Annotated in this window: 1 protein-coding gene; it reads right to left on the bottom strand. The window is 35.3% G+C overall.

Translation table 11 applies throughout. The annotated features are described in order from the left end of the window. Positions 1-45: 45 nt before the first annotated feature. A protein-coding gene (locus tag ACNHOZ_RS28795; protein ID WP_447697467.1) for an IS3 family transposase occupies positions 46-1,604 on the bottom strand; the annotation gives its coding sequence in 2 pieces (ribosomal slippage) (positions 46-962 and positions 962-1,604; 1,560 coding nt in all). Positions 1,605-1,670: the final 66 nt, after the last annotated feature.

Below are 1,670 nucleotides of genomic sequence, written 5' to 3' on the forward strand. Positions count from 1 at the left end.
TGAACTGCCCCCTGTCAAATAGACAGTGGAAATAAATAAAACTTTCTAAACGGCTTTAGCTCTGTATTCTAAGGGGCTAAGGCCGTTTAATCGTTTTTGTAAACGCTCATTATTATAAAAGTATATGTATTCCTTAACTTCCTTCTCAAGTTCTTCATAGGTTTTATACTTCTTTAAATAGTATTTTTCACACTTCAATGTTCCCCAAAAAGATTCCATCGGTCCGTTATCAATACACCTGCCCACTCTAGACATACTCTGTACTACTTTTGCTTCTTCTAACTTCTTTTTAAAGGAAGGAGAAGTATATTGATATCCTCTATCACTATGCAATAAGGGAGTAGCTCCTGGCTCTCTCTTCAACGCTTGTTCAAACGTTTTAAAAACTAAAGGGTTATTGTTAGAAGTACCTAAGACGTAGCTCACAATAGAGCCATCATACAAGTCTAATATTGCACTTAAATAAGCCTTCTCAGATCTTCCATAGCTAAGTTCTGTTACATCTGTTAACCACTTTTCATTTGGTTTCTTGGCATGGAATTCCCGATTCAGGACATTATCTGTAATATGCTTAGGTGAACTTGGTTTATATCTTGTTCGTTTACGTCGAATGACAGACTGAATACCAAATAATTTCATTAATCGGTAAACACGTTTGTGATTAATTGGTTGCTTAAATCTTCGATTTATTTTCAATGTCATCCGCCGATATCCATAAATTCCTCCTAGTTTCTCGTGTAGCCGTCTCACTTCTTCCACTATTTCTTCATTCAACTTCTCATTCGTAGATGGAGTGCGTTTTAGCCACTTGTAATAGGCGGAACGTGACACTTTCGCTATTTGGCATAATAGTAAAATAGAATATTTTTCGTTCTGGTGAAGTTCTTGGATGGCCATATATATGTCTATTGAACGGACTTTTCTTAAAATCTCCTCCTTTCGATTTCTTCTAACTTTTTTAAAAAGGCATTTTCAGCGCGTAAGCGCTCGTTTTCCATTTCCAATTGCTTTATTTCTCTTTGATGTTTTTCTTCTGATGTAAGTTCCGATTCTTCTCTTTTTTTGCCACGTTTATCAAAGAGCCCACCTTTACCACCTTTCTCAAATTTTTTCACCCACTGATATACCTGTTGATACGAAACACTAAAATCTTCTGCAGTCTGCAGATAATTCTTTCCATTCTCTAAACAATGTTTCGCTATTATCACTCTTTCTTCTAGAGTAGTAGACCGTCCTTTTGCCATAGATTTTCTCGTACCTTTCCCTACGTTTTTAAATGCTCTATGGCCATTATAATTCTTGATCCACTTCATTAATACAGAACGGTGAGATATTTCATATTTACGGATTATTTCTGATTGAGAATACTTCCCTGAAAGATAATCAAGGGTAGCCGCCGTTTTTATCTCTATAGAGTATCTTTTCCATTCACTTGAAGTCTGGAGTCCTTCTAATCCATATGTTCGATAGAGATAAATCCATCTATTAATTGTCGCTCTATACAAATCATATTTACTACAAAATTCTCGTGAGGAGACACTTCGCTTTTCATATGCTAAGATTATCTCGTATTTTTCCTGTGAAGAATAAGTTTTTCTTCTCATAAAAAAGCCCCCAATTAAGTAAACAGATTTTTTATTTACTCTGTCTACTTAATTGGGAGCATATCA

The sequence above is a fragment of the Priestia sp. D51 genome (assembly GCF_053345675.1).